Below are 22,377 nucleotides of genomic sequence, written 5' to 3' on the forward strand. Positions count from 1 at the left end.
GGGACACCGCACACCGGTGTCCCCCTCGTCATGAGCACCGCCGCTCCGGAGCCCCACGAGGACACCACCATGTACCGCACGTTCTTCCACCTGATCTTCAAGCGCATGGACCCCGAGAAGGCCCACCACCTGGCCTTCGGCTGGATCCGGGCCGCCGCCCGCACGCCCGTCCTGCGGACCTTCGTCGCGGCGGCGCTCGCGCCCCGTTACAAGGAGCTGCGCACCGAGGCGCTCGGCCGCCGGATGCACGGCCCGTTCGGCCTCGCCGCCGGATTCGACAAGAATGCCACCGCCATCGACGGCATGGCGATGCTCGGCTTCGACCACGTAGAGATCGGCACCGTCACCGCCCGGCCGCAGCCCGGCAACCCGAAGAAGCGCCTCTTCCGGCTCGTCCCGGACCGCGCGCTGATCAACCGCATGGGCTTCAACAACGACGGTTCGGCCGCCGTCGCGGACCGCCTCGCCGCCCGCACCCCGGTCTTCCCGACCACCCTCGGCGTCAACATCGGCAAGACCAAGGTGGTCCCCGAGGAGGAGGCGGTCGGCGACTACGTCACCTCCACCGAGCGCCTCGCCGCCCACGCCGACTACCTCGTCGTCAACGTCTCGTCCCCGAACACCCCGGGGCTGCGGAACCTCCAGGCGGTCGACCACCTCCGCCCGCTGCTGACCGCCGTCCGCGAGGCCGCCGACCGTACGGTCACCGACCGCCGTGTCCCGCTGCTGGTCAAGATCGCCCCGGACCTCGCCGACGCGGACATCGACGCCGTCGCCGACCTCGCCCTCGAACTGGGCCTGGACGGCATCATCGCCACCAACACCACCATCGCCCGTGACCCGGCCCTGAAGTCCGACCCGGCGCTGGTCAACGAGGCCGGCGGCCTCTCCGGCGCGCCCGTCAAGGACCGCTCCCTGGAGGTGCTGCGCCGCCTCTACGCGCGCGTCGGCGACCGCGTCACCCTCGTCGGCGTCGGCGGCATCACCACCGCCGAGGACGCCTGGCAGCGCATCCTCGCCGGCGCCACCCTGATCCAGGGCTACAGCGCCTTCATCTACGAGGGGCCCTTCTGGTGCCGCGCGCTCCACAAGGGGCTCGCCGCCCGGCTGCGCAACAGCCCCTACGCCACCCTCGCCGACGCGGTCGGCGCCGAGCACGAGCAGGTGACCGCATGACGATCCAGGACACCACCCCGGCACCCTTCGGCGCGCGCCTGCGCCGCGCCATGGACGAGCGCGGCCCGCTCTGCGTCGGGATCGACCCGCACGCCTCCCTCCTCGCCGACTGGGGACTCAACGACGACGTCGCCGGTCTCGCCCGCTTCACCCGTACCGTCGTCGAGGCGCTCGGCGACCGCGTCGCGGTCCTCAAGCCGCAGTCCGCGTTCTTCGAGCGCTTCGGCTCCCGCGGCCTCGCCGTCCTGGAGACCGCCGTCACCGAGGCGCGCGAGCGCGGTGCGCTCGTCCTGATGGACGCCAAGCGCGGCGACATCGGTTCCACCATGGCCGCCTACGCCGCCACCTACCTCGACCCGGCCTCGCCGCTCTTCTCGGACGCGGTCACGGTCAGCCCGTACCTCGGCTACGGCTCGCTGCGCCCGGCCCTGGACCTGGCCGCCACCCACGGCTGCGGCGTCTTCGCGCTCGCGCTGACCTCCAACCCGGAGGGGGCGGAGTTCCAGCGGGCGGTGCGCGAGGACGGCCGGAGCGTCGCGGCCACCGTGCTGGGCCATCTCGCCGAGGAGAACGCCACGGCCGAGGGCCTGGGCTCGTACGGCGCGGTGGTCGGCGCGACGCTCGGCGATCTCTCCGCCTTCGATCTGGCGATCAACGGTCCGCTGCTGGCGCCCGGCATCGGCGCCCAGGGGGCGACCCCCGCCGACCTGCCCACCGTCTTCGGGGACGCGGTCCGCAACGTGCTGCCGAGCGTCAGCCGGGGGGTCCTGCGGCACGGTCCGGACACCGGCGCGCTGCGGGATGCGGCGGCCCGGTGCGCCGACGAGGTGCGGGCAGCAATCGATCAGCAGGAGGCCCAGCAGTAGGTTTAGTCCCGATTTGTCCTGGTCAGCAGAGTCTGACCAGGACTTTTCGTCTGTTCTCGCTGACTCAAGCGCTGTCGGCCGCTAGTCTCCGACGAGAGCACCGCACGTAAGAGCGTTGCTCGTTGCTCCGCCCGTGCGGGGCGACTAGGTTCCACACCGGTCCGTATCCGACAGTTCTACATCCGAGGTGACGTAGGCGTGGCTCTTCCGCCCCTTACCCCTGAACAGCGCGCAGCTGCGCTTGAGAAGGCCGCCGCGGCTCGCCGGGAGCGCGCAGAGGTCAAGAATCGGCTCAAAAACTCCGGCGTCACCCTCCACGAGGTCATCGAGGCGGGCCAGGGCAACGAGGTCATCGGCAAGATGAAGGTCTCCGCGCTCCTCGAGTCGCTGCCCGGCGTGGGCAAGGTCCGCGCCAAGCAGCTCATGGAGCGCCTGGGTATTTCCGAGAGCCGCCGCGTACGCGGTCTGGGTTCCAACCAGATCGCCGCTCTGGAGCGGGAGTTCAGCGGCTCGGCTTCCTGAGTTTTCCGGCACAGCCCGGAAGCTGGAATAATCGCTGCATGGCTGCAACATCCCGGGGGACGACCCCCGTGCCCCCGGACGCTCGTCCGCGACTGACCGTGCTCTCCGGCCCCTCGGGGGTCGGCAAGAGCACGGTCGTCGCCCATCTGCGCAAGGTGCATCCCGAGATCTGGCTCTCGGTTTCGGCAACGACCCGTAAGCCCCGCCCCGGAGAACAGCACGGCGTTCAGTACTTCTTCGTCGACGACGAGGAATTCGACAAGATGATCGCCAACGGTGAACTCCTGGAATGGGCGGAATTCGCGGGTAATCGCTATGGCACCCCGCGCCGCGCGGTGCTCGACCGGCTGGAGTCGGGCGAGCCCGTCCTGCTGGAAATCGATCTCCAGGGCGCCCGCCAGGTGCGCGAATCGATGGCGGAGGCGCAGCTCGTCTTTCTCGCCCCGCCGAGCTGGGACGAGCTGGTCCGCCGCCTCACCGGCCGCGGCACCGAGGCTCCCGACGTGATCGAGCGCCGGCTGGAGGCCGCGCGTATCGAACTGGCCGCGGAGAAGGAATTCGATGTGACGCTCGTCAACACCTCCGTCGAGGGCGTCAGTCGTGAGCTGCTAGCCTTGATGCTGCGGCGTAATGGGGACGGAAAGACCGCAGGCTGACACCGCGGATCTCCCCGGCCCCCGCCAGAGTTTTTGCTTCACCACCGGCTTCACACCCCTTCGGAAGGCAGAGAGTGTCCTCTTCCATCACCGCGCCCGAGGGCATCATCAACCCGCCGATTGATGAGCTCCTTGAGGCCACCGACTCGAAGTACAGCCTCGTGATCTACGCGGCGAAGCGTGCGCGTCAGATCAACGCGTACTACTCGCAGCTCGGCGAGGGCCTGCTCGAGTACGTCGGCCCGCTCGTCGACACCCACGTCCACGAGAAGCCCCTGTCGATCGCGCTCCGCGAGATCAACGCGGGTCTGCTGACCTCCGAGGCCATCGAGGGCCCCGCGCAGTAAGCACCGCACCACCACGAAGGGCCCGGCAGCGCGACTGCCGGGCCCTTGGTGTGTCATAGGGGCACACCCGCCGCGGGCGGACGGCGTCCGGCCGCCGCCACGGGGCGATCCGGAACTGACTCGGGGAGCAGCGAAGCGATGGACAAGCAGGAGCGTGCGACGCCCAAGGTCGTGCTGGGCGTCAGCGGCGGCATCGCCGCATACAAGGCCTGTGAGCTGCTGCGGCGGCTGACCGAGTCGGGGCACGACGTCCGGGTCGTGCCGACCGCCGCCAGTCTGCACTTCGTCGGCGAGGCCACCTGGTCGGCGCTGTCCGGCAACCCGGCCACCACCGAGGTGTGGGAGTCGGTCCACGAGGTCCCGCACGTCCGTATCGGGCAGGGTGCCGATCTCGTGGTGGTCGCGCCCGCCACCGCCGACCTGCTGGCCAAGGCGGCCCACGGCATCGCCGACGACCTGCTGACCAACACGCTGCTCACCGCGCGCTGCCCGGTGGTCTTCGCGCCCGCGATGCACACCGAGATGTGGGAGAACCCCGCGACCCAGGAGAACGTCGCCACGCTGCGGCGCCGCGGTGCGCTGGTCATCGAGCCCGCGGTCGGCCGCCTCACCGGTGTCGACACCGGCAAGGGCCGCTTCCCCGACCCCGCCCAGATCTTCGAGCTGTGCCGCCGGGTGCTGGCCCGCGGCCCGCGGGCGGCCACCGCGGATCTGGCCGGGCGGCATGTCGTCGTCAGCGCGGGCGGCACCCGCGAGCCGCTGGACCCGGTCCGCTATCTGGGCAACCGCTCCTCGGGGCGGCAGGGCTACGCGCTCGCCGCGACGGCTGCCGCGCGCGGTGCGCGGGTCACCCTGGTCGCGGGCAACACCGAACTGCCGGACCCGGCGGGCGTGGACGTCGTGCGGATCGGCACCGCCGTACAGCTCCGGGAGGCGGTGCTGGCGGCAGCGGGGGACGCCGACGCGGTGGTGATGGCCGCGGCGGTGGCCGATTTCCGGCCGGCCGCGTACGCCACGGGGAAGATCAAGAAGAAGGACGGGCAGGAGCCGGAACCGGTCACGCTGGTCCGCAATCCGGACATCCTCGCCGAGCTGTCCGCCGACCGGCCCAACCCCGGCCAGATCGTTGTCGGATTCGCCGCCGAGACCGACGACGTTCTCGCCAACGGCCGCACCAAACTCGCCCGCAAGGGTTGTGACCTGCTGGTCGTCAACGAGGTGGGGGAGCACAAGACCTTCGGGTCGGCGGAGAACGAAGCCGTGATCCTCGCCACGGACGGTTCCGAGACGCCGGTGCCGCACGGACCGAAGGAAGCGCTGGCAGACACGGTGTGGGACCTCGTCGCGGGCCGGTTCACGACCGCCGCCGACGGCTCCTGAGACGCCTGCCGCACCGGCCCCGCGGGCCCGCGCCACCGCGCCGGGCCCTCTTGACCAGCGGGGCCGTACGGCTGATCGTCCCTCTGTGGGCCGTGGTGTGCCAGGTCGCGACGGATCCACAAATCGAGACTGAGTGTCCGAACCTCGCACACGACCGATAAACTGGCGAGCGGATCGGGCCGAGCGCAGCTCTCGAGCCCCTCCGCCAAATGATCAGCCAGCAGCCGCTGCAACCCCAGGGAGCGATGTGTCCCGCCGCCTCTTCACCTCGGAGTCCGTCACCGAGGGCCACCCCGACAAGATCGCTGACCAGATCAGCGACACGATTCTCGACGCCCTTCTCAAGGAGGACCCCACCTCCCGGGTCGCCGTCGAGACGTTGATCACCACCGGCCTGGTCCATGTGGCCGGCGAGGTGACGACGAAGGCGTACGCCGACATCCCCAGCCTTGTGCGCAACAAGATCCTCGACATCGGCTACGACTCGTCGAAGAAGGGCTTCGACGGCGCCTCCTGCGGCGTCTCGGTCTCCATCGGCGCGCAGTCCCCGGACATCGCGCAGGGTGTCGACACGGCGTACGAGAACCGTGTCGAGGGCGATGAGGACGAGCTGGACAAGCAGGGCGCGGGCGACCAGGGCCTGATGTTCGGCTTCGCCTGCGACGAGACTCCGGAGCTGCTCCCGCTGCCGATCTTCCTCGCGCACCGGCTCTCCCACCGCCTGTCCGAGGTCCGCAAGAACGGCACCATCCCCTACCTGCGCCCCGACGGGAAGACCCAGGTGACCATCGAGTACGACGGTCACAAGGCCGTCCGCCTCGACACCGTCGTGGTCTCCTCGCAGCACGCCAGCGACATCGACCTCGACTCGCTGCTCGCACCCGACATCCGCGAGTTCGTCGTCGAGCACGTCCTCAAGGAGCTGGTCGAGGACGGCATCAAGCTGGACACCGACGGCTACCGCCTGCTGGTGAACCCGACCGGCCGCTTCGAGATCGGCGGCCCGATGGGTGACGCCGGTCTGACCGGCCGCAAGATCATCATCGACACCTACGGCGGCATGGCCCGCCACGGCGGTGGCGCGTTCTCCGGCAAGGACCCGTCGAAGGTCGACCGCTCCGCCGCGTACGCGATGCGCTGGGTGGCCAAGAACGTCGTCGCGGCCGGTCTCGCGGCCCGCTGCGAGGTCCAGGTGGCGTACGCCATCGGCAAGGCCGAGCCGGTCGGTCTCTTCGTCGAGACCTTCGGCACCGCCACCGTCGACACCGACAAGATCGAGCAGGCCATCGGCGAGGTCTTCGACCTCCGCCCGGCCGCGATCATCCGCGACCTCGACCTGCTCCGCCCGATCTACGCGGAGACCGCGGCGTACGGCCACTTCGGCCGCGCGGACGCCGACTTCACCTGGGAGCGCACCGACCGCGTCGACGCGCTCCGCAAGGCGGCGGGTCTCTAGGACCTCCTGTCCGGGGCGCCCCGGACACCGAAGCGGCCCCGCACCGGATTCTCCCGGTGCGGGGCCGTTCGGCGTTCCTGCGCCCGTTCAGAGGGCGGCGGCGACCAGTTCGCGGGCGATCAGCTCCGCCCGCACGTTGATCATGTACATGGATCCGGCGTAGAAGAGGTCGCCGGAGGTGAGGTCGCCCAGCGCGTACAGCCGGCCCGGGGCCTGCCCGGCGGCCGGGCGCAGCGCGTTGGTCGCCGGGTCGATCAGCAGCCCGCCGTGCGGATTGCGGACCACCAGACCCGCCTCCGCCAGCGAACGCAGCAGCGGGGCGGAGCGCGGGCCGGTGGTGGCGAGCCCGGTGCGGGTGGCGTCCACCACGACGTCGGCGCGTCCGGCCCGGCCCTCGTGCACCACCTCGAAGCCGCCGCCCGCCCGCGCGCGCACCCCGGCCGTTCCGTGGCGGACCGTCAGCTGGCCGCTCTCCATCGCCGCCAGCAGCCGCCGGCCGGTGGGCGGCGGCATCGGGTTGTACAGCGGTTTGGCGAGCGGGTGGAAGCGGCGCAGGAACACCCGCTTCTCGTGGTCGCCCCACGCCGTCCACACGCTCTCGCGGACGTCGCGCAGCGCCGTGGTGGCGATCGTCTGGTACGGATTGCCGTCCAGCCGGGCCAGTTCGGAGCGGAGCCGGTCGTGTGCCGGGCGGGGCGCGGTCTCGGCGGCCAGGTCCGTGCCCGCCGCGGCCAGTTCGTCCCGCAGCAGCGCGAAGGTGTCGCGCAGCCCGAGGGAGCCGGAGCGCTCCAGATGGCGGGATATCGCCTCCGGCGTCAGATGGGTGAGGGTGAACGGGCGGTGCCGGGCGCGGACGCCGGGCAGCAGACCGTGCCGTGAGGTCATCGTGATCCGGCCACGGTGCCCCCGGTGCAGCAGCCCCAGCGCGACGTCCACCCCGGACAGCCCGGTGCCGAGGACCATGACGTGCGCGTCCTCGGCGATCTCGGGCAGCACCACGGAGAGCGGATACGGGTCGGGGTGGAAGCCGGGGGCGCCGGCCAGCCCGTAGGGGTCGGCCGGCGGGCCGCTGCCCGGGCAGAGCACCACCCGGTCGGCGTGGGTGAGGGAGGCGGCGCCGCGGATCATGACCTCCGTGGCGGACGCCTTGGCGACGGTGGCGAACTCCGGCACCACCGTCACCGTCCAGCCCCGCCGCCGGGCCTCGCCCAGACACACCGTCCAGTGGTCCACCAGATACTCGCCGTAGACCCGGCGCGGGACGTACGCATCGGGTGGCAGGGTCGCCAACGGCGTTGCCGCGTACCGGGGTTGGCGGTGCAGCCAGCGCAGGAAGTGATCCCGCTCGGCGCACCGCACCGACATGAATCCGGCCTCGCGGTTGACCAGTGCGCAGTCCAGGTCGGGGCGGTAGGCGCGGCCGGTGGCCAGTTGCCGTGCCCCTTCGTGGACCGTGATGTCGAACGCGGCGTCTCTCCCGGCGTGGCGCAGCATGCTGTCGAGCAGGCTGACCGCCGCGGCGCCGCCGCCTATGACCGCCAGGCGCATGAGCGGGCTCCCTCCCGGAGCGTGCTATCGGTCCGTATCGGATGCGATGACGGGTAGTCCCAGCGTGGTGTCGAGCTGCCGGGTGAGCGCGGTGGGGTACGCGGTGACGAACACCTCCAACGCCGGGTGGGCGACGGCCTGCTGGAGGTGGCCGCCGACCGTCGTGCCGTCGCGGCGGCCCAGCACCACATGGGCGTGGACGTGCGGCAGACCGTCCTTGAGCGCGATGTTGCCGGTCAGACCCAGCACCTCGGTGTGTTCGGTCACCGGGATCGGGACGTGCGCCTTGGCGACCGGGTCGAACAGGGACAGCCCGGCGGAGCGGAACGCGCCGATCCCGGTCAGGGAGCCCGCGGTCACCTGCTGTTCCGCGGCGAACTTCGTCAGCGCGGGCACCACCTCGTCGCCCGCTTCCAGGACGACGGCGAACTGGCGGGGCGCCCTGGCGTCGTCGTGCAGCAGCCGGATGTGCATCGGTGTCAACTCGCTTTCGTGGCATCGGCGGGCTTCTCGCCGCCGGGGACTGCGCTCGGCACGGGCCCGGGGTGGCGCAGGGCCCACCGGGCGCGCACCTTGCCGATCACATCGAACTGGTTGAGGACCAGCCCGAGGATCACCAGTGTGATGGCCGTGGCCTTCATCGTGCCCAGGGGCTCACCGAGAAGCAGCATCGACGACGCCATGCCGAAGATCGGCACCAGCAGCGTCAGCGGCGCGACCCGGGAGGTGCGGTAGGTACGCATCAGATGGCCCCAGAGCGCGAAGCCGAAGAGGATCGTCGGGTAGACCATGTAGAGCAGCGAGCCGAGGCCGGTCCAGCCCATGGTGGTGAAGGAGTGCTCGACGGTGCCCCAGCCGCCGAGCCCCAGCGACAGCAGGAACATCGGGATCGGCGGCACCAGGCTCGCCCAGACCGTGAACGCCAGCGCGTTCTCCGGCTTGGCCTTCTTGATGATCAGGTTGGCGACGGCCCAGGACAGCGAGGCGCCGACGACCATGACCGTACCGGCCGCGGTGACCGAACCGTCGGTGACGGCGGCGACCAGCCCCATGCCGACCGCCGCCACCACGAACCCCACCAGATAGCGGGGGCTGACGCGTTCGCCCATCAGCCCCGCCGCCAGGCCGATCGTCCAGAACGCCTGGAGCTGCATGACGACCGAGGCCAGACCCGCCGAGAAGCCCAGGTCCATCCCGGCGAAGAGCAGCCCGAACTGGCCGATGCCGAAGAACACCCCGTACAGCAGGAGATAGCGCCACGGCACGTTCGGCCGCTTGAAGAAGAAGACCGCGGGGACGGCCGCGAGCAGGAAGCGGAGCGACGCCAGGAGATAGGGGTCGAACGAGCGCAGCCCGATATCGATGATGGCGAAGTTCACTCCCCAGATGACCATCACCAGGACGGCACCCAGGAATCTGGACAGTGGCAAGAACGCTCCTCTTTCAGGGTTGTGAGGGGGCCGCGGGCGCGGCCGCGTCGGTGCGGACGACCTGGAACGCCTCGGCGAGCCGGCCGGCGGCGAGCCCGCCGAGGGCCGCCTGTCCGGCCAGCTTCGCGCGGACGTCCTCGCGGAGCCGGTCGCGGTGGGCGGTCTGCGAGACATGGGCGCGCAGCGCGGCGAGCTTCTGCTCGAACGTGTCCGTCACATCGATCCGGGTGTCCGGGCGCGGCCCGGTCGTCACCCATATCTCCGGGACGCTCCAGGGCGCCAGACCCTCCTCCAGCAGCAGCTCGGGGAAGGCCCGCGGATTGCGCGCGTCCGGGTAGAGCGCCGCCAGCGACGCCTCCCCGGCCGCGCGGTGATCGGGGTGGAGATCGGGCAGGAACGCCCAGTTGATCTCCGGGCTCTGGATCACCGCGCGGTGCGGCCGGGTCTGCCGGATCACCCGGACGATCTGCCGCCGCAGCGCGACATCGGGCCGCAGCATCCCGTCCTGGTGGCCGAGGAACAGGACGTCCTTGACGCCGAGGACGGCGGCGGCGTCGCGCTGCTCCCGCTCCCGGCGCGCCGCGAGTTCGGCGCGGGGGACGGCCGGGTCCTCGCCGCCGCCCGAGCCGTCCGTCAGGACCAGATACGTCACCTCGGCGCCCGCGGCCGTCCAGGACGCGACGGTGCCGCCGGCGGTGAAGTCCGTGTCGTCGGGGTGGGCCGCGACGGCCAGCACCCGCAGCGCTCCGTCCGGGGAATCCGTACCGCTCACGCCGTGCGCACCTCGGCGGTGAAGAGGAACGACCGGGGCACGCCGGTCATCGTGCGGGGCGGCACCGGGTGCGGCCAGCGCCCGAAGTCGGCGCCGTCCTCGCCCGGTTGCTTGAGGTCGGTGACCGACCAGCCGCAGTCGGGCAGGAACTCCTCGGGGGTGTCGGTGCCGAAGAGCCAGGGGTTGCCGTCCTCGGCCAGGATGTCGAGGAAGCCGCGGGCGAGCGGGTTGGTGAGGGTGGTGCGGCTCGTCATGTCGCCGAGGAGGACGGAGCCGGGCGCGGACAGCTCCCGCAGCGTGCCCAGCAGCCGCCGTACGACGTCCTCCGGGAGGAAGAAGAAGAGCCCCTCGGCCACCCACAAGGTGGGCTGCTCCGGGTCGAACCCGGCGGCGTGCAGCTCGTCCTGCCACTGCTCGGCGAGGTCCACCGCGACGGCGCGGCGGTGCGGTCCGCCGGAGGTGTCGACGCCGTGCTCGGCGAGGAGTTCGGCCTTGGCGTCGAGCAGCGCCGGGCGGTCGAGTTCGTAGAGGGTGACGCCGTCGGGCCAGGTCAGCCGGGCGGAGCGCATGTCCATCCCGGCGGCCACGGAGACCACCTGGCGCAGCCCGCGCTCGCGCACGGCGCGGACGAGGGCGTCGTCGAGGTAGCGGGTGCGGACCAGGACGAAGGGCGCGACGGCCGAGCCGCGGTACCGCTCCAGCAGCGCGAAGCCGGTGTCCCCGGCGACGGCGCGGGCCAGCGGGTCGTCGAAGATACGGTCCGGGCGCTCGGACTCCAGGGCACGTGCGGCGGCCGTCCACTGTGCGGTCCGGGACACCGGCTCCATCTGCATTTCCGCGCTCGTCATGAGCGGTTACTCCTCTCGGGGCGACGGCTGGCCGGCGCGGGGTGTCCGCCGGTGCCGGAGGTCCGGTTCATGTGTCCTGCCCGGCGGGTCTGCGGCGGAAGATGCTGTGCAGCACCATGCTGAAGACCACCGTGCCCTCCTCGTCGAGGAGTTCGCACCGCGGGCGCAGTATTCCGGATTGCTTGCTGTGCAGTACGGGAGCCACGCCCAGCACCGTCAGACGCGCCCGCAGTACGTCGCCGGGGCGCACCGGCCGGTGGAAGCGGAGCTCGTCCACGCCCGGCGAGCCCTCGCCGGCGGAGTCGGCGAGGATCTCCTCGACGTAGCGGCGCATGAAGAGCGAGGCGGTCAGCCAGCCGCTGGCGACGAGGCCGCCGAAGTGCGACTCGCCGGCGCGCTCGGGGTCGATGTGGAACGGCTGCGGATCGTAGGCGCGTCCGAAGGACAGCACCTCTTCCTCCGTCACCTTCACCTCGCCGAGGTCGTAGACCTCTCCGACGGGGAAGTCCTCCAGATACCGGGTGCTCACGGCCACCTCACCATTCCGCGCTGACGAGTTCTTCGGGCGTGGCGCCGGACAGCCGGTAGCGGTCCGGGTCCACCGGGCGCCCGGTGTAGAGCCGCAGGACGTCCGGGACGTCCGCGGTCAGCTGCGCCGTGGGCCGCCCGGGCACGGCGGTCCCCAGCGTGAGCCGCCGGGTGGGCAGCTGGATCTCCACCAGAGGGGTGCGCACCACGCGGTCGCAGCGGCCGAGCAGCGTGAGCGCCGCCTGGTGGCCACGGCTGTGGTACGGGTCGTCCAGGCCGATCGCGTCGCGGACGTCGCCGCCGTGGATCCAGGTGCCGAGCGCCGCCAGGTCCTTGGCGCCGCCCGCGGCCCGGATCGCCGGGCCGGCGTCCGCGAGGCCCTGGTCGAACTCGTCGATGACCTGCTTGAGCGGCCAGGAGCGGCGCTCCTCGACGTCCCGTTGGTTCTGCTCGTGGCTGGCGCGGTACGCGGGCCCCGCGGCGAGGCCGGTGAGGGCGGCGCCGCAGTGCGCGACGATGTCGCGGACCGTCCAGGCGGAGCAGACCGTGGGGCGCTTCAGATCGGCCTCGGGCAGGGTGCGCAGCCGCGGTACGAGGGTGTCGCGCTCGGCGCGCAGCACCACATCGGTGGCGGCGGGCGTCATCGCACCCCCGCCCCGAAGTAGCGTGCCTCGATCCGGCGCAGGGTGCGGAAGTCGTCGATGTCGATGCTCTCCATGTCGATGTCCTCACCGCTGAGGCGGGAGACCAGGACCATGAACTCGACGAACGCGAGGGAGTCGATCAGACGGCTCTCCAGCAGGTCGAAGTCCGGCTCGATGTCGCTGACCTCGGCGTGCCGGTCGAGGATCCACTGTTTGATCTGGTCGGTGGCGGACTGCATGGCGGACTCCTTCGAAGGGTGTGGGGCGGGGGAAGGAAGAGCGGACGCGGCGGGCGGAGGTGCCCGCGCGGCGGATCAGGCGACGGCGGCCTTGTCGAGGGCCGTGGCGACGGCCGCCCAGTCGCCGTGCTTCTCGTGCAGCACGGCGAGCCAGCGCTCCAGGCCGAAGGCGACACAGCTGGTGAACACCGGTCGGCCGGTGCCGGCGATGCGGATGTCGCAGCGCTCGCCGAAGAAGTTGCGGTGCTTGTTCACGGAGCCGATGGCGAGGTCGCCGACGAGGAATTCGTACTTCACCGGCGACAGCATCTGGAGCTTGGCGCGCGGCCCCTCGCCGTCGAAGAACGGGTCGGACGCGGGCTCCTTGCGCATCTCCAGGCCGAGGGCCTCGGCGAAGGCGAGGATGCGCCGCGAGGAGCGTTCCAGGTGGTCCTCGACGAACTCCTGGCTGCCCAGCGCGACGATCTCGCGCATGTGGAAGCCGAGCAGCCGGCGCAGCCCGGTGTACTTCTCCTCGCGGCGGAAGCACCGCCCGACGAGGGTGACCAGGGTGTCCCGCTCCAGCTCCGTGCCCTCCAGGCCGAGGTAGACGGCGTAGCAGGTGGCGGGCGGCGGGGCGACCTCGGCGGGCAGGAGCTGGTCGGGCGGGAAGGCGGTGGTCGCCGTCGCCGCCTCGCCCTGGGGGCGCCGCTCCAGGTCCAGGCTGCTGACGGTCAGCGCCTGGTGGGGGAAGTTCTGGTAGTAGTCGAGCTTGGCCAGACCGGCTACCGGGAGCAGGGCCGGCCCGACGACGGGCTCGGCGCCGCGGGCGGTGCCCCATTCGGCGAAGGTGCGGTCGAGGCGGTGGAGCGCGGCGGCTTCGTCGGCGCGCAGGAACAGCAGTCCGTTGGGTTCCATGAAATGGCCTCCCGCCCGCTCAGATGCCGGGCAGGACGTCGTCGGCGAAGATGCCGGTCTTGCACATGAAAGCCAGCGGCTTGCGCACGGCGCGGCGTTCGGCATCCCGGCGCGAGGGCTCGGCGAGAAGCCTTTCCCGGAATCCGAGCGGGTCGGGAATTCCGGCGTCGCGGTAGATCTGCGGATTGTAGAAAGCGCGCAGACTGAAGGCGATGTAGCGCTTGAGGTACTGCTCGATCTCCTCGCGCTGCCCGGGGGTGAGGTCTCCGACGAGGTCGGCGTGGAGCAGGGAAACCAGCTCCCGGCCGAAGGCGATGTGCCGGGACTCGTCCTCGTGGTGCACGCGGTTGACCTGGCGGATCGTCTCGTGGAGTGAGGTGTCGCCGGCCATGCGCATGTTGTAGTGGTCGACGATCTCCTCGAAGAGGAGCACCCGGCAGAACACCAGAAGGTTCTCGACGCGGGGGTCCTCGTGGGCGATGGAGTTCAGCTTCGGCCCCGAGTAGATCTTCCCGCCGTAGCGCAGACAGAATTCGGCGAAGAACCACATGTGTTCGTTCTCTTCGCCGACGAAGTGGTGGAAGAAGTCCGACGGTATCTCGAACCCGCGGGTGTGGATGCGGCGCACCACCTCCACCAGGAGTTCCCGGATGCCTTCGACGTTCAGGCTGTAGAAATTGATGCTCTCCCAGCGCGAGAGTTGCTGCCGCTGCGCCTCGGTGAGCTCGTTCACAATTTCCGTGCCGTAGGTGGAGGTGAGGTCGTCACTCATCCACATCATTTCGGACGGCAGCGTCTCGGGCCAGTCGAACTCGCGGTACGGGTTGTAGTACTCGTCGACCGACTTGTCGACGAGTCGCTGGAGTATCTCGACGAAACGCTGTTCCCGCTCTGGTCTGGGCGTGGTGGTCGACAGCATTCAATTCCCTTTCGACGATCGGTGAAAGCGGGACCGCGGCGGACAGGGGGCCGCCCGGTGTGATCGGTCGGCTCGGTGGCCGTAATGGGGAAGTGGGGGTGGGAATGCGTACGGGGAGGTAACGGCGGTCGGACGGCGGGGAGTCGGTGGCGTCGAATGCCCGCCGGAGACTTTAGCGCTCTGCCTCGCTATTAGGCCAGATCCCCTGATGAAAAGAAGGGGAAGGGCGCCTTCCGTTTGTGTCGATGCTGCTGAGGCAGTTACCTCCTTACAAGCCGCGACGAATATTGCAGCAGTATTTCGGCAGTATGAAGCGGCTGTCTGTGCGGTAAGTCTCCCCAGAGGTGCGTTGCGTCATTTCCGGCCGACTTCGCAGGAGCGCCGCACGCCCTCTGCCTGGTGATTTCCGTGGGCGGGGGTCGGCCAGCTCGTGTTTCCGGCGCCGGGGAACGACTCGAATTCGCTCCTGTGTGTGAACCGATGCCGCGGGCGCCCGGGCGCGGGCCCGCGCGCGAGGACCCGCGGCGGGGCGGTGACACCGGCGGCACCCCGCCGTCGCCCGCGCTCCGGGGCGGGCGCACGCACCCGCCGTTGTCGGTGGTGTCTGCTAAGACTGGATGCCGTGAGCAGGGAAGACGGGCGCCAGGGGGCAGGGGCGGATGCGGGCGAGCAGCTGGCCCTCATCCGGGCGAGCGTGCGGGAGACGAAGGCGATCCGCGCCAAGCCGCGCACCTGGCGCGGCGCCGAGCCCGCCGCCGAGCTGCCCGTCGCCCGCGTCCTCGTCGACAAGGGCCTCGTCCACCTCGACCGCTACTTCGACTACGTCGTCCCCGCCGCCATGGACGCCGAGGCACGCCCCGGGGTCCGGGTGCGCGTCCGCTTCGGGGCGGGGGAGAAGGGCGGCCGGCGCGAGGGCGGCAAGCTGGTCAGCGGCTTCATCGTCGACCGCGTCGCGGAGAGCGACTTCCGCGGCGTCCTCGCCCCGCTCGCCCAGGTCCTCTCCCCGGAGCCGGTGCTCACCCCCGGGCTGCTCGCCCTGTGCCGCGCCGTCGCCGACCGCTACGCCGGCAGCCTCGCCGACGTCGTCCAGCTCGCCGTCCCGCCCCGCCGCGCCCGCGCCGAGGCCAAGGAGTCACCGCCCCCGCTTCCCCCCAACTCCCCGCCGGAGCCGGGGAGTTGGCAGCGGTACGCGGCCGGTCCCGGCTTCCTCGCCGCGCTGACGCGGGGGGACGCGCCGCGCGCGGTGTGGACGGCGCTGCCCGGCACCACCTGGCCCGACGAACTGGCCCGCGCCGCCGCCGCCACGCTCGCCGGCGGCCGCGGCGCACTGATCGTGGTGCCCGACGGCCGGGCCGCCGCCCGGGTGGACGCCGCGCTCACCGCCCTCGTCGGCTCCGGCCGCCACGTCCTGCTCACCGCCGACGCCGGGCCCGAGGAGCGCTACCGCCGCTGGCTCGCCGTCAGCCGCGGCTCGGTGCGCGCCGTGATCGGCACCCGCGCCGCGATGTTCGCCCCCGTCGACCGCCTCGGCCTGGTCGCCCTCTGGGACGACGGCGACGCCGCGCTCAGCGATCCGCACGCCCCGCAGCCGCACGCCCGCGAGGTGCTGATCCAGCGCGCCGTGGGGGAGCGGGCCGGGTTCCTGCTCGGCGGCGTGAGCTGCACGGTCGAGGCGGCGCAGCTGGTCGAGACGGGCTGGGCGCGCCCGCTGACCGCCGACCGCGAGCGGGTCCGCGCCGCCGCCCCCCGCATCCGCACCGTCGGCGAGGGCGACGAGGCACGCGACGAGGCGGCCCGTGCGGCCCGGTTGCCGACGATGGCGTGGCAGGTGGTGCGCGAAGGGCTCAAGCACGGCCCGGTCCTCGTCCAGGTGCCCCGGCGCGGCTACGCCCCCCGGCTGGCCTGCGCCCGCTGCCGCACCCCGGCCCGCTGCCGCGCCTGCGCGGGCCCGCTGGAGTCGCCCGGCGCCGACGACCTGGTGTGCGCCTGGTGCGGACGGGCGGAGGCGGACTGGCACTGCGCGGAGTGCGGCGGCGCCCGGCTGCGCGCCCAGGTGGTCGGCGCCCGGCGCACGGCCGAGGAGCTGGGCCGGGCGTTCCCCGCCGTCCCCGTCCGCACCTCGGGCCGCGACCACGTACTGACGACGGTGCCGGACGCCCCCGCACTGGTGGTCTCCACCCCGGGCGCCGAGCCGGTGGCGGAGGGCCCCGGGTACGCCGCAGGGCTGCTGCTGGACGGCTGGGCGCTGCTCGGCCGCCCGGATCTGCGCGCGGGCGAGGAGGCGTTGCGCCGCTGGCTGACCGCCGCCTCGCTGGTCCGCGGCCAGGAGGCGGGCGGCACGGTCGCGGTGATCGCGGAGCCGACGCTGCGGCCGGTGCAGGCGCTGGTGCGCTGGGATCCGGTGGGCCACGCCGTCCGCGAGCTGGCGGAGCGGGCCGAGCTGGGCTTCCCGCCGGTCTCCCGGATGGCGGCGGTCGCCGGCCGCCCCGACGACGTCGCCGCGCTGCTGGAATCCGCCGAACTCCCGCCGGGAGCAGAGGTGTTGGGTCCGGTGCCGCTGCCGGTCGCCGACCCCGGGCGGCCGCGCCGGCCCGGCGATCCGCCGCCGGGGGAGAGCTGGGAGCGGGCGCTGGTCCGCGTCCGGCCCGGTCAGGGCGCGGCGCTGGCGGCGGCCCTGAAGACGGCCCGCGCGGCCCGCCTGGTCAAGCGGGAGGGGGAGGCGGTCCGGGTCCGGATCGACCCGCCCGACCTGGGATGACCGCTGCCCGCCGCGGCGCCGGCCCGCGGGCGCGTGGCGCACCGCCGTCGGCCGGTCTCGCGCACCCCGGCCCGCGGGCGCAGGGCGCTCCGGGGCACGCCGGGCGCCCGTCGGCCGGGAAGGGGCGGCGTCAGCCGTTGCGCGGTGCGGGGAACGCGCCGGTCCGGGGCTCCTCGTGCGGGGCGGTGGCGGGCTGCGCGGGCATCTGGCGGGCCGCGGGCACCGACGGCGTGCCGGGCAGGCCCGCGGCGACGGCCACCGCGCGGGAGGTGGTCGCCTCGGGGGAGCGGTGGGCGGCGTCGGCGCCCTCGGCGGTGTGCTGCGCGGCCCGGCGGCCGCCGTAACGGCGGTGCACCGCCTGCTTGGTGACGCCGAGCGCGGAGCCCACCGCGTCCCAGGAGAAGCCCAGCGAACGGTCGAAGTCGACGGCGGCCGTGACAAGCGTCTCGACGCTGTCCCGCAGCTCCTGGGCGAGGCGGACCGTGGGGGCGGGCGCGCGGCCGTAGACGACGAATCCGGCGGAGGGGCCGGTGCGGCGCGGCCGGTAGACGTTGCCGAGCTGTGCGGTCAGGGTGCGCAACGCGTCCACCTGCCGGCGTACCCGCTCGATGTCGCGTACCAGGAGATGCAGGCTGGCGCGCGCCTGGGCGTCGTGGGTTGCGTGGTCGGCCATGTGAAAGCCTCTCGAACCGGCGTGGAAAGGGAAGATGACAAGGGTGGGCCGCGCCTGCGGCCCGGGTGGGGATGGTCAATGCTGTTTGACCAACGCGACAGCGGCGCCTCTGGTCACGGTGTGGGGGCGTAACGGCTCGTCAGGACGGCGCGGCGCGCCCCGCACGCCCCCGGACGGACCAGCGCGGCACCGGCCCGCCACCGCGCGGCGCGCGGGCGGGGGCGCCCGGCGCCGGTCCGGGCCCCGCGCACCCGGGGGAGGCGGCGCCCGGCCGTAGACTGGTGCGCCGTTCCGCAGCGTGTGAGAGGTAGTGCGCCACCCATGAGGCTCGTCTTCGCCGGTACCCCCGAGGTCGCCGTACCTGCCCTGGATGCCCTGATCGCCTCGGACCAGCATGAGGTGGTGGCCGTGGTGACCCGGCCGGACGCCCCGGCCGGCCGCGGCCGGCGGCTGGTCGCGAGCCCCGTCGCCGAGCGGGCCGAGGAGGCCGGCATCGAGGTGCTCAAGCCCGCGAAGCCCGGCGACCCCGAGTTCCTGGCCCGGCTGCGGGAGATCGCCCCCGACTGCTGCCCGGTCGTCGCCTACGGCGCGCTGCTGCCGCAGTCCGCGCTGGACGTCCCCGCCAAGGGCTGGGTCAACCTCCACTTCTCGCTGCTCCCGGCCTGGCGCGGCGCCGCTCCCGTGCAGCATGCGGTGCTCGCCGGGGACGAGGTCACCGGCGCCTCCACCTTCCAGATCGAGAAGGGGCTCGACTCCGGTCCGGTCTTCGGCATGCTCACCGAGGAGATCCGTCCCACCGACACCGCCGGTGACCTGCTGACCCGCCTCGCCTTCGCCGGCGCCGGGCTGCTCGCCGCGACGATGGACGGTATCCAGGACGGCACCCTGCACGCCGTCCCGCAGCCCGCCGAGGGCGTCTCGCTCGCCCCGAAGATCGAGGTCGAGGACGCCCGGGTGGACTGGTCGGCGCCCGCGCTGCGGGTGGAGCGGGTGGTCCGCGGCTGTGCGCCGTCCCCCGGCGCCTGGACACTCTTCCGCGGCGAGCGCCTGAAGCTGATGGCCACCGCGTCCGTCGGCCCGGACGCCGATCTGCACCTCGCCCCCGGGGAACTGGCCGTCACGAAGAAGGCGGTGTACGTCGGCACCGGCAGCCACGCCGTCGAGCTGCTGTGGGTCCAGCCGCAGGGCAAGAAGCCGATGAAGGGCGCCGACTGGGCGCGTGGCGTCCGCATCGAGGCGGGCGAGGTCATCGGGGAGTAGCGCGACCGGTGCCGGGGGCCGCCCCGGCACCGGGACGGCGGCCGTCGTCCCGGTGGCGGGCCACCGGGACGACGGCCGCCGCCGCACCGGGCTCCCTGCACCGCGCGTACGCTGGTCACACACCCTTTCCGCTCGCCTTCCCCTCTCGTTTCCGGAGCACCTTTTCGTGAGCCAGCAGCCGCGTCGCCGTCCCAGCAAGCCCTACCGCCGTCCGCAGAAGGACCCGGTCCGGATCCTCGCGTTCGAGGCGCTGCGGGCCGTCGACGAGCGGGACGCCTACGCCAACCTCGTCCTGCCGCCGCTGCTGCGCAAGGCACGCGAGAACCCGGACTTCGACAGCCGGGACGCGGCGCTCGCCACCGAGCTGGTCTACGGCACACTGCGCCGCCAGGGCACCTACGACGCGATCGTCGCGCAGTGCGTGGACCGCCCGCTGCGCGAGGTCGACCCGCCGGTCCTCGACGTCCTCACCCTCGGCGCCCACCAGCTGCTCGGCACCCGTATCCCCACCCACGCGGCGGTCAGCGCCAGCGTGGAGCTGGCCCGGGTGGTGCTCGGCGACGGCCGTGCGAAGTTCGTCAACGCGGTGCTGCGCAAGGTCGCGGCGCACGACATGGACGCCTGGCTGGAGCGGATCGCCCCCGACTACGACGAGGACGCCGAGGAGCACCTCGGCCTGGTCCACGCCCACCCCCGCTGGATCGTCTCCGCCCTGTGGGACGCGCTCGGCGGCGGCCGCGCGGGCATCGAGGACCTGCTGGAGGCCGACAACGAACGGCCCGAGGTCACCCTGGTCGCCCGCCCCGGCCGGTCCACCGCCGAGGAGCTGCTGACCGCGGCGGGCGAGGACCGCGCGCTGCCCGGCCGCTGGTCGCCGTACGCGGTCCGGCTGGCCGAGGGCGGTGAGCCGGGGGCGCTGGACGCGGTGCGCGAGGGCCGCGCCGGGGTGCAGGACGAGGGCAGTCAGCTGGTCGCCCTGGCGCTGGCCAACGCGCCCGTCGAGGGCGACGACCGGCGCTGGCTGGACGGCTGCGCCGGTCCCGGTGGCAAGGCCGCGCTGCTGGCGGCGCTGGCCGCGGAGCGCGGGGCGGCGCTGCTCGCCTCCGAGAAGCAGCCGCACCGCGCCGGTCTGGTGGCCCGCTCCCTGGCCGGCAACCCGGGCCCGTACACCGTGATCGCCGCCGACGGCACCCGCCCCGCGTGGCGGCCCGGCGCCTTCGACCGGGTGCTGGTCGATGTGCCGTGCACCGGCCTGGGCGCGCTCCGCCGCCGCCCCGAGGCCCGCTGGCGCCGCCGCCCCGAGGACCTGGACGGCTTCGCGCCGCTCCAGCGGGAGCTGCTGCGTCAGGCGCTGGCCGCCGTCCGGGTCGGCGGCGTCGTCGGCTACGCGACCTGCTCGCCGCACCTCGCCGAGACCCGCGCCGTCGTCGACGACGTCCTCAAGGGCCGCGGCGGTGTCCCGGTCGGCGCCGAGTGGGTCGACGCCCGCCCGCTGATGCCCGGCGTCCCGGCGCTGGGCGACGGCCCCGACGTCCAGCTGTGGCCGCATCTGCACGGCACGGACGCGATGTACCTGGCGCTTCTGCGGCGTACCGCCTGAGCGGTCCGCCCATCGCGGCTCAGCGCGGTCCCGGGGCAGCGGCCCGCCCGGGGACCGCGTCCGCCTCCGGGTGCTGCGGCGGTGTGCCGGTCGTCGGCCGGCCCTCGACGGAGTGGCCGGTCCGGGCGCGCCCCGGAAGCGCCCGCGGCCGGCGGCCGCCGTGGCCGGTGCCCGATCCCGTAGGGGGTCAGGTACCGGCCACGGCCGCTCGCCGGCCGCTCCGCCGTGTGCAGGCGGTGGGTGCTCAGGCCGCCGGGGCCGGGTACGTCGGGTACTCGACGCCGGAGACGTACTGCACGACGCGGATGACCTGGCAGGAGTAGCCGAACTCGTTGTCGTACCAGAGGTAGAGGATGGCGTTGTCGCCCTCGACCTTGGTGGCGCCGGCGTCGACGATCGAGGCGTGGCGCGAGCCGATGAAGTCGTTCGAGACGGCGTCGGGGGCGCTGGTGAAGTCGATCTGACGCTTCAGCGGGGAGGTCAGCGAGACCTCGCGGAGGTGGTCGAGGACCTCCTCGCGGGTGGTCTCACGGGCCAGCTGGAGGTTGAGGATCGCGATGGAGACGTCCGGCACGGGCACCCGGATCGAGCTGCCGGTGATCTTCGCCTTCAGGTCGGGCAGCGCCTTGGCGACGGCGGAGGCGGCGCCCGTCTCCGTGATCACCATGTTGAGCGGCGCCGAACGGCCGCGCCGCTCCGACTTGTGGTAGTTGTCCAGCAGGTTCTGGTCGTTGGTGAACGAGTGGACGGTCTCGACGTGGCCGCGCACCACGCCGTACTCGTCCTCCATCGCCTTCAGCGGCGGGACGATCGCGTTGGTGGTGCAGGAGGCGCAGGACAGGATCTGCTCGTCCGGCTTGATCATGTCGTGGTTGACGCCGTGGACGATGTTCGGGACGTCGCCCTTGCCCGGGGCGGTCAGGACGACCTTGTCGACACCGGGGCGCAGGTGCTTCGAGAGCCCCTCGCGGTCGCGCCACTTGCCGGTGTTGTCGATGAGGATGGCGTCCTTGATGCCGTACGCGGTGTAGTCGATCTCGGACGGGTCGTTGGCGTAGATCACCTTGATCTCGTTGCCGTTGGCGACGATGGTGCCGTTCGCCTCGTCCACGGTGATCGTGCCCTGGAACTGACCGTGGATGGAGTCGCGCCGCAGCAGCGAGGCGCGCTTGACCAGGTCGTCGGCGCCGCCGCCGCGCACGACGATGGCGCGCAGCCGCAGACCGTTGCCGGAGCCGGCCTTCTCGATGAGCAGGCGGGCGACGAGGCGGCCGATGCGGCCGAAGCCGTAGAGGACGACGTCCCGGCCCTCGCGGCACTCGATCTTGTTGGCGCCGGTGGCGCCGGCGACCGCCTCGGCGGTGAACTCCTCGACGCTCAGGCCGCGCTCGTCGGCCTTGTACGTCGCGGCGAGCATGCCGAGGTCGATCTGGGAGGGGCCGAGGTCGAGCGTGGTGAGCGCCTGGAGGAACGGCAGGGTGTCGGTGACCGACAGCTCCTCACCGGCGATCTGCCGGGCGAAGCGGTGGGTCTTGAGGATGCTGACCACCGACTTGTTCACCAAGGAGCGGCTGTGCAGCAGGACGGTCACGTCCCGCTCGCGGTGCAGCTTCCCGATGATCGGGATCATCGACTCCGCGATCTCCTCGCGGTTCTTCCAGTTGGTGAACGAGTCGTCGTTGACAGTCACAGGCTTATCTCTCGATCGAGCTAGGCGGTGCTCATATGCTAACCCGACGCATTTCCGGTACTCCGGCCGGTGTCCGAGGGGAGCGGGGCGGACGGGCCCGGCCCGCGCCCGCGTGACCTCGGCCCGCGGCCCGTCCCGGGGCGGCCCGGGGCCACCCCGCGAAGCCCC

22 protein-coding genes are annotated in these 22,377 nt (G+C 72.7%); 10 read left to right on the top strand and 12 right to left on the bottom strand.

The window, feature by feature from the left end; all coding sequences use genetic code 11:
- The first annotated feature begins 69 nt into the window (after positions 1 to 69).
- The 7 genes from ACF1BH_RS09970 to metK all read left to right on the top strand — a co-directional run bounded on the left by ACF1BH_RS09970 (position 70) and on the right by metK (position 6,403).
- On the top strand, positions 70 to 1,176 hold the full coding sequence (locus ACF1BH_RS09970; protein WP_391642199.1) for a quinone-dependent dihydroorotate dehydrogenase: 1,107 nt from the start codon (positions 70 to 72) through the stop codon (positions 1,174 to 1,176).
- Positions 1,173 to 2,042 (top strand): orotidine-5'-phosphate decarboxylase, encoded by an 870-nt coding sequence (pyrF, locus tag ACF1BH_RS09975; RefSeq protein ID WP_391641920.1) that lies wholly within the window; start codon positions 1,173 to 1,175, stop codon positions 2,040 to 2,042. The genes ACF1BH_RS09970 and pyrF overlap by 4 nt, the downstream gene beginning before the upstream one ends.
- 198 nt (positions 2,043 to 2,240) lie before the next feature.
- Positions 2,241 to 2,564, top strand: a complete 324-nt coding sequence (gene mihF / locus ACF1BH_RS09980; protein ID WP_030278594.1) for an integration host factor, actinobacterial type — start codon at positions 2,241 to 2,243, stop codon at positions 2,562 to 2,564.
- 38 nt (positions 2,565 to 2,602) lie between these two features.
- Positions 2,603 to 3,220, top strand: a complete 618-nt coding sequence (gene gmk / locus ACF1BH_RS09985; RefSeq protein WP_391641921.1) for a guanylate kinase — start codon at positions 2,603 to 2,605, stop codon at positions 3,218 to 3,220.
- Positions 3,221 to 3,294: 74 nt separating this feature from the next.
- The gene (gene rpoZ, locus ACF1BH_RS09990) at positions 3,295 to 3,567 is read left to right on the top strand and encodes a DNA-directed RNA polymerase subunit omega (RefSeq protein ID WP_005319902.1); all 273 of its coding nucleotides are present in this window, start codon (positions 3,295 to 3,297) and stop codon (positions 3,565 to 3,567) included.
- Positions 3,568 to 3,705: 138 nt separating this feature from the next.
- Positions 3,706 to 4,947 carry a bifunctional phosphopantothenoylcysteine decarboxylase/phosphopantothenate--cysteine ligase CoaBC gene (gene coaBC, locus ACF1BH_RS09995; RefSeq protein ID WP_391641922.1) on the top strand — a complete coding sequence of 414 codons (1,242 nt, stop codon included), beginning with the start codon at positions 3,706 to 3,708 and terminating at the stop codon, positions 4,945 to 4,947.
- A gap of 247 nt (positions 4,948 to 5,194) precedes the next feature.
- Positions 5,195 to 6,403 carry a methionine adenosyltransferase gene (metK, locus tag ACF1BH_RS10000; protein WP_391641923.1) on the top strand — a complete coding sequence of 403 codons (1,209 nt, stop codon included), beginning with the start codon at positions 5,195 to 5,197 and terminating at the stop codon, positions 6,401 to 6,403.
- 87 nt (positions 6,404 to 6,490) lie between these two features.
- Here the strand turns inward: metK and ACF1BH_RS10005 are convergent, their stop codons facing one another.
- From ACF1BH_RS10005 to ACF1BH_RS10050, 10 genes are all read right to left on the bottom strand, one after another.
- Complete coding sequence (locus ACF1BH_RS10005; RefSeq protein ID WP_391641924.1) at positions 6,491 to 7,951, bottom strand: FAD/NAD(P)-binding protein; 1,461 nt, start codon at positions 7,949 to 7,951, stop codon at positions 6,491 to 6,493.
- Positions 7,952 to 7,975: 24 nt separating this feature from the next.
- A complete protein-coding gene (locus ACF1BH_RS10010) occupies positions 7,976 to 8,425 on the bottom strand; it encodes a PPC domain-containing DNA-binding protein (RefSeq protein ID WP_391642200.1) in 450 nt (149 codons plus the stop codon).
- A 5-nt stretch (positions 8,426 to 8,430) separates the two neighbouring features.
- The gene (locus tag ACF1BH_RS10015) at positions 8,431 to 9,381 is read right to left on the bottom strand and encodes an EamA family transporter (RefSeq protein WP_391641925.1); all 951 of its coding nucleotides are present in this window, start codon (positions 9,379 to 9,381) and stop codon (positions 8,431 to 8,433) included.
- A gap of 13 nt (positions 9,382 to 9,394) precedes the next feature.
- Positions 9,395 to 10,153: a PIG-L deacetylase family protein gene (locus ACF1BH_RS10020; RefSeq protein WP_391641926.1), complete on the bottom strand. Its 759-nt coding sequence runs from the start codon at positions 10,151 to 10,153 to the stop codon at positions 9,395 to 9,397.
- Entirely contained in the window at positions 10,150 to 11,001 is an 852-nt protein-coding gene (locus tag ACF1BH_RS10025) for an SAM-dependent methyltransferase (RefSeq protein ID WP_391641927.1), read from the bottom strand. The genes ACF1BH_RS10020 and ACF1BH_RS10025 overlap by 4 nt, the downstream gene beginning before the upstream one ends.
- Positions 11,002 to 11,068: 67 nt before the next feature.
- Entirely contained in the window at positions 11,069 to 11,530 is a 462-nt protein-coding gene (locus tag ACF1BH_RS10030; protein WP_391641928.1) for a MaoC family dehydratase, read from the bottom strand.
- A 7-nt stretch (positions 11,531 to 11,537) separates the two neighbouring features.
- Positions 11,538 to 12,173 carry a maleylpyruvate isomerase family mycothiol-dependent enzyme gene (locus ACF1BH_RS10035; RefSeq protein WP_391641929.1) on the bottom strand — a complete coding sequence of 212 codons (636 nt, stop codon included), beginning with the start codon at positions 12,171 to 12,173 and terminating at the stop codon, positions 11,538 to 11,540.
- Positions 12,170 to 12,412: a hypothetical protein gene (locus ACF1BH_RS10040; protein WP_030278607.1), complete on the bottom strand. Its 243-nt coding sequence runs from the start codon at positions 12,410 to 12,412 to the stop codon at positions 12,170 to 12,172. Before ACF1BH_RS10040 ends, ACF1BH_RS10035 begins: the two co-directional genes overlap by 4 nt.
- Positions 12,413 to 12,487: 75 nt before the next feature.
- A complete protein-coding gene (locus tag ACF1BH_RS10045; RefSeq protein ID WP_391641930.1) occupies positions 12,488 to 13,309 on the bottom strand; it encodes an aminoacyl--tRNA ligase-related protein in 822 nt (273 codons plus the stop codon).
- Positions 13,310 to 13,328: 19 nt separating this feature from the next.
- Entirely contained in the window at positions 13,329 to 14,228 is a 900-nt protein-coding gene (locus ACF1BH_RS10050; protein WP_030278609.1) for a diiron oxygenase, read from the bottom strand.
- Between the two features lie 622 nt (positions 14,229 to 14,850).
- Here ACF1BH_RS10050 and ACF1BH_RS10055 point away from each other — a divergent pair.
- Positions 14,851 to 16,986: a primosomal protein N' gene (locus tag ACF1BH_RS10055; RefSeq protein ID WP_391641931.1), complete on the top strand. Its 2,136-nt coding sequence runs from the start codon at positions 14,851 to 14,853 to the stop codon at positions 16,984 to 16,986.
- Positions 16,987 to 17,116: 130 nt separating this feature from the next.
- Here ACF1BH_RS10055 and ACF1BH_RS10060 read toward each other — a convergent pair whose 3' ends face one another.
- On the bottom strand, positions 17,117 to 17,659 hold the full coding sequence (locus ACF1BH_RS10060; RefSeq protein WP_391641932.1) for a hypothetical protein: 543 nt from the start codon (positions 17,657 to 17,659) through the stop codon (positions 17,117 to 17,119).
- A gap of 321 nt (positions 17,660 to 17,980) precedes the next feature.
- Here ACF1BH_RS10060 and fmt point away from each other — a divergent pair, with 321 nt between their 5' ends.
- Entirely contained in the window at positions 17,981 to 18,919 is a 939-nt protein-coding gene (fmt, locus tag ACF1BH_RS10065) for a methionyl-tRNA formyltransferase (RefSeq protein ID WP_391641933.1), read from the top strand.
- Between the two features lie 166 nt (positions 18,920 to 19,085).
- On the top strand, positions 19,086 to 20,519 hold the full coding sequence (locus tag ACF1BH_RS10070) for an RsmB/NOP family class I SAM-dependent RNA methyltransferase (protein ID WP_391641934.1): 1,434 nt from the start codon (positions 19,086 to 19,088) through the stop codon (positions 20,517 to 20,519).
- A 244-nt stretch (positions 20,520 to 20,763) separates the two neighbouring features.
- Here the strand turns inward: ACF1BH_RS10070 and ACF1BH_RS10075 are convergent, their stop codons facing one another.
- Entirely contained in the window at positions 20,764 to 22,209 is a 1,446-nt protein-coding gene (locus tag ACF1BH_RS10075) for a glyceraldehyde-3-phosphate dehydrogenase (RefSeq protein WP_391641935.1), read from the bottom strand.
- Positions 22,210 to 22,377 lie beyond the last annotated feature (168 nt).

The organism is Streptomyces sp. NPDC014733, assembly GCF_043083385.1.
Taxonomy (GTDB): Bacteria; Actinomycetota; Actinomycetes; order Streptomycetales; family Streptomycetaceae; genus Streptomyces.

Coding starts and splice junctions, on each gene's coding strand:
- coaBC (WP_391641922.1), top strand. CDS start 3,706: ATGGACAAGCAGGAGCGTGCGACGCCCAAGGTCGTGCTGGGCGTCAGC.
- ACF1BH_RS10025 (WP_391641927.1), bottom strand. CDS start 11,001: ATGACGAGCGCGGAAATGCAGATGGAGCCGGTGTCCCGGACCGCACAG.
- ACF1BH_RS10050 (WP_030278609.1), bottom strand. CDS start 14,228: ATGCTGTCGACCACCACGCCCAGACCAGAGCGGGAACAGCGTTTCGTC.
- fmt (WP_391641933.1), top strand. CDS start 17,981: ATGAGGCTCGTCTTCGCCGGTACCCCCGAGGTCGCCGTACCTGCCCTG.
- ACF1BH_RS10060 (WP_391641932.1), bottom strand. CDS start 17,659: ATGGCCGACCACGCAACCCACGACGCCCAGGCGCGCGCCAGCCTGCAT.
- ACF1BH_RS10045 (WP_391641930.1), bottom strand. CDS start 13,309: ATGGAACCCAACGGACTGCTGTTCCTGCGCGCCGACGAAGCCGCCGCG.
- ACF1BH_RS10040 (WP_030278607.1), bottom strand. CDS start 12,412: ATGCAGTCCGCCACCGACCAGATCAAACAGTGGATCCTCGACCGGCAC.
- ACF1BH_RS10005 (WP_391641924.1), bottom strand. CDS start 7,951: ATGCGCCTGGCGGTCATAGGCGGCGGCGCCGCGGCGGTCAGCCTGCTC.
- gmk (WP_391641921.1), top strand. CDS start 2,603: ATGGCTGCAACATCCCGGGGGACGACCCCCGTGCCCCCGGACGCTCGT.
- ACF1BH_RS10010 (WP_391642200.1), bottom strand. CDS start 8,425: ATGCACATCCGGCTGCTGCACGACGACGCCAGGGCGCCCCGCCAGTTC.
- ACF1BH_RS09970 (WP_391642199.1), top strand. CDS start 70: ATGTACCGCACGTTCTTCCACCTGATCTTCAAGCGCATGGACCCCGAG.
- pyrF (WP_391641920.1), top strand. CDS start 1,173: ATGACGATCCAGGACACCACCCCGGCACCCTTCGGCGCGCGCCTGCGC.
- ACF1BH_RS10035 (WP_391641929.1), bottom strand. CDS start 12,173: ATGACGCCCGCCGCCACCGATGTGGTGCTGCGCGCCGAGCGCGACACC.